This window comes from Candidatus Cloacimonadota bacterium (assembly GCA_012522635.1).
Taxonomy (GTDB): Bacteria; Cloacimonadota; Cloacimonadia; order Cloacimonadales; family Cloacimonadaceae; genus Syntrophosphaera.
Genome location: JAAYKA010000017.1, coordinates 1 through 8123, shown reverse-complemented (window position 1 = coordinate 8123; position 8123 = coordinate 1). Strand labels below are relative to the sequence as shown.

At 50.5% G+C, this 8123-nt stretch carries 6 protein-coding genes; all 6 read left to right on the top strand.

Features of this window, described 5'->3' with window-relative positions; genetic code table 11:
* Positions 1–166 precede the first annotated feature (166 nt).
* Positions 167–1522 carry an ATP-binding protein gene (locus GX135_00985; GenBank protein ID NLN84661.1) on the top strand — a complete coding sequence of 452 codons (1356 nt, stop codon included), beginning with the start codon at positions 167–169 and terminating at the stop codon, positions 1520–1522.
* Between the two features lie 785 nt (positions 1523–2307).
* Positions 2308–3252, top strand: a complete 945-nt coding sequence (locus GX135_00980; GenBank protein ID NLN84660.1) for a ribonuclease HIII — start codon at positions 2308–2310, stop codon at positions 3250–3252.
* A 137-nt stretch (positions 3253–3389) separates the two neighbouring features.
* Positions 3390–4214 (top strand): hypothetical protein, encoded by an 825-nt coding sequence (locus tag GX135_00975; protein ID NLN84659.1) that lies wholly within the window; start codon positions 3390–3392, stop codon positions 4212–4214.
* Positions 4211–4945 carry an RNA methyltransferase gene (locus tag GX135_00970; GenBank protein NLN84658.1) on the top strand — a complete coding sequence of 245 codons (735 nt, stop codon included), beginning with the start codon at positions 4211–4213 and terminating at the stop codon, positions 4943–4945. The genes GX135_00975 and GX135_00970 overlap by 4 nt, the downstream gene beginning before the upstream one ends.
* Positions 4946–5007: 62 nt before the next feature.
* Positions 5008–5820, top strand: a complete 813-nt coding sequence (locus GX135_00965) for a DNA alkylation repair protein (GenBank protein NLN84657.1) — start codon at positions 5008–5010, stop codon at positions 5818–5820.
* On the top strand, positions 5813–8123 hold a 2311-nt coding region (locus tag GX135_00960; protein NLN84656.1), incomplete at its 3' end, for a hypothetical protein. The genes GX135_00965 and GX135_00960, both read left to right, overlap by 8 nt.

The window sequence follows — 8123 nt, the reverse complement described above, 5'->3', positions numbered from 1 at the left end:
TGATTGCCCTTAGTTTGCCAACAAAATGCAATAATTTGCCCTTAGTTTGACCCTATAAACGCCGAAAACAGCCCTTAGTTTGACTCTGGTAACGCCGAAAATTGCCTTGACATATTATCAACTCTCTGTTTTATGTCCACATCAGGTAATCAGATAGGAGTTCCAGATGATTAAAAGAACGATTGAGGGTGATTTGGAGCGCTGGAAGGGTGAAAGAAAGCACAAACCTTTGGTGCTCAGAGGTGCCAGGCAAGTGGGAAAGACCACCGTCGTGAAGGAATTTGCCAGGTCTTTTCCAATTTTCTTGTATGTGAATCTTGACTTGGAGGCAGATAGACAGCTTTTTGCCCGTGAGCTCAAGGTACGTGAGCTCTTTCAATTAATCTGTTTACGTTTTTCACAGCCCATAAAACCCGATGAGACCCTGCTTTTTATCGATGAAATTCAGTTCAGTTCGACGGCAATCAAGATGTTGCGCTATTTTTACGAGGACATGCCAGAGCTATGCGTGATAGCCGCAGGATCATTGCTGGAAGCGGTGGTGGGCGATAAACACCAAAGTTTTCCGGTGGGCAGAATTGAGAATCTTTGGGTGCAGCCGCTCAGCTTTGAAGAATATTTGGGAGCTCTGGGCAGGGATGATCTTTTCCAAGCTTACCACCAAGTTCCTGCCTCAACGCCTTTCATCGAAGAGCTCAGACATCAGTTCAAAATCTATTCCCTGCTGGGGGGAATGCCTGAAGCGGTTGCCAGATATCTTGAACACAAGGATATGATGATTGTCAACCGCGTCTATGAATCCCTTGTGAACGCCTATCTTGAAGATGTGGATAAATATGCGGACGATGTTTCAACGGCAAGAGCTTTGGTTCATATCCTCAAAACTGCACCCGCTGAAGCGGGAAAACGCATCACTTTGGAGGGCTTTGGTGCATCGGATTATAAAGCGCTCACCATCCGCCAAGCTTTCGATAAACTGCAGAAAGTGCAGCTCCTAAAGCTCAGCTATCCCGTTACTTCTGCAACATTACCCATGGTTCCCCAATATCGGCGCAAGCCTAGGCTGCAGCTACTTGATACGGGATTACTTAATTATCAGCTTGGCATCCAGGAGGAATATTTCCTTTCAGATTCCTTGGAATCCATCCATAAAGGCTTGATTATCCAACACATTGTAGGACAGGAATTGCAATGCCTTTGGGCTTCGTCACCTCCAAAGCTCAGCTTTTGGGTGAGAGAAAAACACCAATCCTCGGCAGAGGTGGATTTCGTGATCCCGCACCGCGGGAAACTGCTCCCCATCGAAGTAAAATCAGGAAGCACTGGTTCTCTGCGCTCACTCATGCAATTTATGCTGATTTCAGAACACGACATGGCGATCCGCATCCATGAAGGCAGCCTGAGCCTTGACGAGCTCCGGCTTCCGGACGGACGGACAATTAGGCTCTTGAACCTACCCTTGTGTCTCAGCGCAAAGGTTCGTCAGTACGCAGATCATTATTTTGCTCTGAAAAAGGCTTGAAAAATATTCTATGAGAGTATAACCCGATACTGAAGAAGGCTAAGTAGGACTGAACGCATAAACAGTCGCCAAGTGAAATATATGCTATCACCAAAAATGCAAATCTCTTCTCCCTTCAGGTTGAAACCTCGTCCCGACCCGTCATTCTGAGCGTTAGCGAAGAATCCAGGCCTTGGTGTTAAAAAATGTCCCTCCGACCACCAAGACTCCGTAAACATACACCCAAACCCGCACCAGCCCGTCATTCTGAGCGTCAGCGAAGAATCCAGTCCGTGGATTTTTAAAAATGTTCATCAGAACACCCAGACTACGCAAACACACACAAACCTGTACCCATGCGTCATCCTGAACGAAGTGAAGGATCCAGGCCTTAGTGTAAAAAGTGTTCTTACGACCACCATACTCCGCCAACCAGCACCCAAACCCAAGCCCCCCAGTTCATCAATTCCATCAATTCACAGCCTCTTTTTGAGCAGAAAAGAGCCCTATTTACGAGGTAAATCATTGACATTCAGTGACTTGACTTTTTATCTGCCTTCATGAGTTCCATCAATTCATCAAATCCCTTTTCACCGCCCCGTATTCAGGCTTTTCTCACTTCAAAATTTCATCACCCTCCCGCTTGCCGCCTTATGTCTCCCTTATGTTTCAAAGGATAAACATAAGTTTGACATAGGTTTAGCGTTTCGGACGACGTTTTTGGGCAGACTCGTTCTCAGGATATAGTGTTTGACAAATCAGCCGCCACCGTTAAGTTTGCCCAAAAGGAGCTTCAGGAACCGCAAATGGAGAAACACATCGGGGAATATCTTGCCTGGCTGATGCCGGAATTGGCGCGCCAGGGCATTGAAATCCAAGACCAAAACGAAATCGACTATGGCTGGCAAATGCGTTTGAACGACGGAGAACACAGCGCAGTTTTGAACCTGTATTATTCCGCAAAAAAGGGTGTCAGCAAGGTTTTGGCAGGCAAGGAAAACCCTCTTAAGGCGCAGTTGCATCAGCTTTTGCAGCAAAATTCCGAGAGCGGCGCCGCCAGTTTTCACACCTGGGAACGCTGGATTGGCAGCGATGAAGCCGGCAAGGGAGACTATTTCGGTCCCCTGGTGGTGGCTGCCTTTGCCATGGATCGCGAAATGGAAGCGGATTTGTGCTCGCTGGGCGTGATGGATTCCAAGCGTTTGGCGGATTACAGCATCAAAAATATCGCCCACAGCCTCTATGAACGCTATCCCAAAAATATCTCCTGCGTGGTAATCAAACCCTTGCGCTACAACGAGATAATCGCCGACATGCAGACCCGGGGCGAAAACCTGAACGACCTTTTGGCATGGCAGCATGGCAAAGCCATCATGGAGCTTTTGGAGCGGGTTCCCAATGTCCGCGGCATTTTGGTTGACCGCTTCAGCCATGGCAAAAAAGTTTGGAAGCTCCTCAGCGGCAAAGAGATTGGCATCCCGGTTGAAGAGCGCGTTAAAGCCGAGTCCGATTTTGCGGTGGCGGCGGCTTCCATCATCGCGCGCTATCAGTTCCTGCAAGCCAAAGCCTCGATGAACCAGCGTTATGGGATTAAATTCCCCCTGGGCAGCGGAAAAAATGTGCTTGAACCAGCCCGCGCTTTTGCCGATAAATTTGGCTGGGAACGCCTGGCCGAGGTTGCCAAACTGCATTTTGTGACCAGCCGTGAGGTTCGAGCCCGTGATATTTTCGAGCCTCCCGCCCATAAATGACTTGACAAAAAGGCTCAGGCGTCAAAACTTGCGCTTATAAACCAAACTAGCAAGGCAAACATCCAAATTATCTTTGGATTGCAGGCATAAAAATTTACCACCTCAGAACCCTCACCGGGATTTTGGAGCATATCAATATGATCAAAGCAATGGGACGTCTGAATTTGGACGACTATAAGTTAATGGACGCGCATGTTGAAAAGATTTTCAAAAATCTGGACAAAGGCAATAATGGCATTGCGGAGCGTCTGATTCATGAAATGGCAAACACGCCGAATTATTTTGTGCGCGAAGAACTGGGCAAACGTCTGGCGAGCTATGAAGGAAAAGGAAAGCTGGAACGCATCTGCGGAGACATGCTGACCCACAACCTCTATGGCATCCGCGCCACCGCGCTTTTCTATTTTTACCATCGGCATCAGGAAGACCCGGAAGTGATTGCCGAAACCCTGGATCGCACCTGCGAATCAGTGCCTTGGGAAAGCGAGACAATCTGCTTTGAAATGTGGAAAAAAGCGCCACAGGTGATGAAAAAATACATGCCCGCCTGGTCGGAATCCCCCAACCCCAAAAAACGTGAAATGTCCCTGCATGGCATGGAAAACATCGCCGCCCGCAGTCCGCAATACGCGCTGGCTTTCGTGGCTCGCCTGCTGGACGACCCGGATGAGGAAGTGCAGAAAAAGATCAGCCACATTCTGGTGCAATTGGGGCGCGTGAGGCCGCAACAAACCTACGCCAATATGCGCCGCTGGTTTTTGGAGGGTGATGAAAACCGCGCCAAAACCCTCTGGGCGACCCTGAAAAAGCTCACCAGCCTGTTCTCCCAAAAGAATATGCGCGACAAAGCCAAGGAATTCACCAGCATCAGCAACCGCGTTGCCCAAAGTTGGAAATCCGATCCCGACCCAGCCGTGGCGCAACTGGGTCACAAACTTTCCAAACTGCTCAAGGACCTATGATTCATGTGATTCTGGTGGAGCCAATCTATGAGGGCAATGTTGGCGCTGTCGCCAGAATCATGCACAATTTTGGCTTCAGCAGCCTGCGCATCGTGGGCGTTGTGCCCAGCAAGAACGATTTTTATCTGGCGATGCACTCCGAACATCTTTTGGAGGAAGCGCAGGTTTTTCCGACTCTGAAGGAAGCGCTTTCCGATATTGACCGCGCTGTCGCCTTTTCCCGCCGTTTGGGAAAATTGAAGCCTGCCGATCTCGCTCCCCCCGAACTGGCAATCTATTGTAAAAAGATACCCCACTTGGAAATAGGTTTGGTTTTTGGTCGCGAAACCTTTGGCCTCACGGACGAGGAAGCCGCGCTTTGTCCCCTGCGCTGCCATATCCCCGCAAACCCGGATTTTCCTTCCATAAACCTGGCTCAGGCTGTGACCGTGGCGCTTTGGGAACTCACCCGCAAAGCGGATTCCCAAACGCGTCTGCCGGCTGTACCGGGAATTGAGCTTGACAAAATGAAGGCATACATGCTTGATGTAATGGAGTCCGCTGGTTTTTTCCGCAGCCATGAAACCACGAATTGGGAAAGCTTTTTTGCCAAGATGCTGGCTCAGCTAAACCCAAATCAAACCATGCTTTGGCGCTTTCGTCAGCTTTTCAACCGCTGGCACGTGCTGACCACCGGAAAAGGCATGGGCTACCAGCACACCGACCCGCCTGATGAAGGAGAAACCCAGTAAGGCATTTGAATAACAACGCTCCTCCGGGACGCGTTTCCAGATATTTTGGAATGAGGTAAAACATGACGTTACTGACGGCAAGAACAGAACTTACACCCCGTCAGCAAGAGATTTTCAGCTTTTGCGAAAGCCATTTCTTTGCTCACGAAAACCCCGCTTATGTGGCAAAAAAAGCCCGTTTTTTCACCGAAGGATACGACGCTTTTGGCTTGGACGAAAACCAACTGCGGGAGCTGCGCGACGAACTTTTCCGCCGCTTTGAGCCCAGCATCCCCGAAATGGCGGAATTGGCATACCACTTTTTGGCAACCGGGAAATATGAATTTGGCAGTCTGGGGCTGATGATGCTGAAGAAAAACAGGCCACGCCTGGAACGCGTCGTTTTCGACCAACTGAAACGCTGCCTGGATGAAGCGGTGATAAACTGGACCCATGCCGACCTCATCGGCACCAAGCTCACACCCGTCCTTCTGGAGCTGGAACTGGTTACCCTGAAAGACTTTGAGCCCTGGCGTTTCTCGGAAAGCAAATGGACCCGGCGGACGGCGGCAGTCACCCTGCTCTATCTGCGCAACCGCCTCGAAGTTGAAGAGCTGCTGGAGTTTGTCACCCCGCTCCTGCAGGATAACACACGCCCCGTGCATCAAGGTGTGGGCTGGTTTTTACGCGAACTTTGGAAAATCCACCCCCGTGAGGTTGAGGATTTCCTTTTCACCCACAAGGATTCCGCCGCGCCCATCATCATCCAGTATGCCACCGAAAAGATGAATAAAGACAAGAAAAAACGCTTCCGCCGCGCCATCAATAAACCTGCCAAAACACCCAACCCACGCCACAAAAAAGAAAAACCAACCAAGAAAGAAAACGATGAATAAACTTATCCCCGTCCTTCTTCTGCTTGCCCTGCCGCTCTTTGTTTCGGCTGCGCAACTGTCTCTTTCCCTTGAACTTAACCCCCCTCTGAATGGAGAGTTTCAGCCCGGTTGGGGCACGCTTTCCAGCCCTGGTTCTCCGCGCCTGCCGCTCAAAACCATCAACGTGGTTCTGCCCCCCGGCGCAGAGGATGTTTCCCACCGCGCCAGCTTTTCCGGATTGCGCAGCGTTCACGCGCCAGCGCCGGAGCTTAACCCTCCCTTTTTCAACAGCGAAGGTCTGCTCACCGGAACTCCAAACCGGCAAAATTCCCCGCAGGTGATTTATTATGGGTTAAAACGCTGGGGCGACGTGAATTATGCCAGCTTCGGTGTGCTTCCTGTGGCGCATCAGGGTGAAACTTGGGAAGCTTGGGAAAACCTGCATCTGGAATTGAACTGGAACCAGGCTGAAGGCAAGGTGAATTCACGCATTCCTCCCGTGTGGAAACACCTCTCTGGCAAGGATTTCCAGCCCCGAGACTTTTTTGTGAATCCCCAGGATATTGATGCCCATTACCAGCTCTCACCCACGCGTAATTTTGACTATCTGATCATCTCCACTCCTGCATTGTATCAGGCTTTGGCGCCTCTGGAAAGTTTCAGACAAAGCCAGGGTTTCATCACCGCCTTTCAAAATATCAACACCATTCTGGCTGGCAGCCCCGGCGCCAGCGATGGTGAAAAACTCCGTAACCACCTGATTTCACAATATAATGACAGCCCTTTTTCCCACCTGCTTTTGGTGGGTGATTACGACACCGTGCCCGTGCTTTATCTCTGCCCGGAACCAAATGCCACAAATAACGTCGCCTCAGATTTCTTTTATGGCGACCTGAGCAGCATCATCGACACTGATGGAGACGGACGTTTGGGCGAATATTCCGCCGCCTATGGTTTTGAGGATTATCTCTGCGATTTCACCCCGGAAGTGTTGGTGGGACGCATTTCCACAAATAACGCCGGGGAAGTTTCCCAAATCGCGACACGCATCGTGGATTATGAACAAAGCAGCGCGCCCTGGAAAAAAAGAGCCCTGCTGCCCGCGGCATATTTGAACTATGGTGGAGAACCGGACCCATCTTACCTGCAAACCGATGGCGCCACCTTTATGGAATACGTAAAAGCAACTGCACTAAGCGATTGGGACTGCGACACGATGTATGAGCAAACCGGATTTTTGCCCTCCTATCCTTCCACCCTGGCGCTGGATTATGACCTCCTCAAGAATCAACTGGACACCCAAAGTTACGGCATTCTGAATTGGAGCGCGCACGGTTCTTCGGATTCTTCTTCCCGCAAAGTTTGGATTTCCGACGACAATGGCAACAATCTTCCCGACGCCTGGGAAATGCAGTGGCGTTCAATGGTTGACCTCCAAAGCTTCAACAATTTGACAAACCCGGATGGCAGCATTCTTTTCGCCGCGTCCTGCTATAACGGTAGAATCGACGGCTCCCAGCCCTGCCTGGCGGAACATGCCATGCTGAAAAAAACCGTTGCCTCCATAGGCGCGACTCGCACCGGCTGGTATAAAATGGGTTGGAGCAATCCGGGCTGGGGCGGCTTGAGTTCCTACAACTACCATTGGCTGGAAAACTTCGCCCGCAACGAGCTTTCCCTGGGTGCGGCACACGCCCTGACCGGTTTCATCCACAGCCAATATTACCTTTTTGGCGATCCGCTGGACGATGGCGGCATCATCTGGCCGGAGCTGCAAAACGTTTATACCTATTTACTTTACGGTGATCCAGCCATTGGTCATATCGGTGCGGAAACTCCCCTTGGGCAAATCCTGATTTATGAACCCAATCCATCCAACAGCCTGGAACTGGTGGATTGCCTCATCAACAGTAGATTCAACGTGATCCACACCGATAAACTCATTCCGGATTACGATTATATCAACCAATTCGACGCGGTTTTCTGTCTCTTTGGCAATGGCGCCGAAACCCATGTTCCCGCGCCGGGTTCCCTGGATTACAATCTGTTGACATCCTATCTGGATGGAGGCGGTAACTTATATCTGGAAGGTGAGTTACCTTGGGAAAGTGCCAATCCCTTCTGGCAGAAATTCGGCACCTCCGCTCCGGCAGGGCAAGCCATCACATTCAGTGAAGTGCAAACCCTGCAGGCGGGACAGGTTTATAACTGGGGTTACAGTGACCCCGATAACCCTCAAGTTCATGTCTTGCAACCGGATGGAGATAGCGCGCAAACGCTTTTCACCAGCGAGAACCCCGCTCAGCCTCTGGGGATTTTGAATC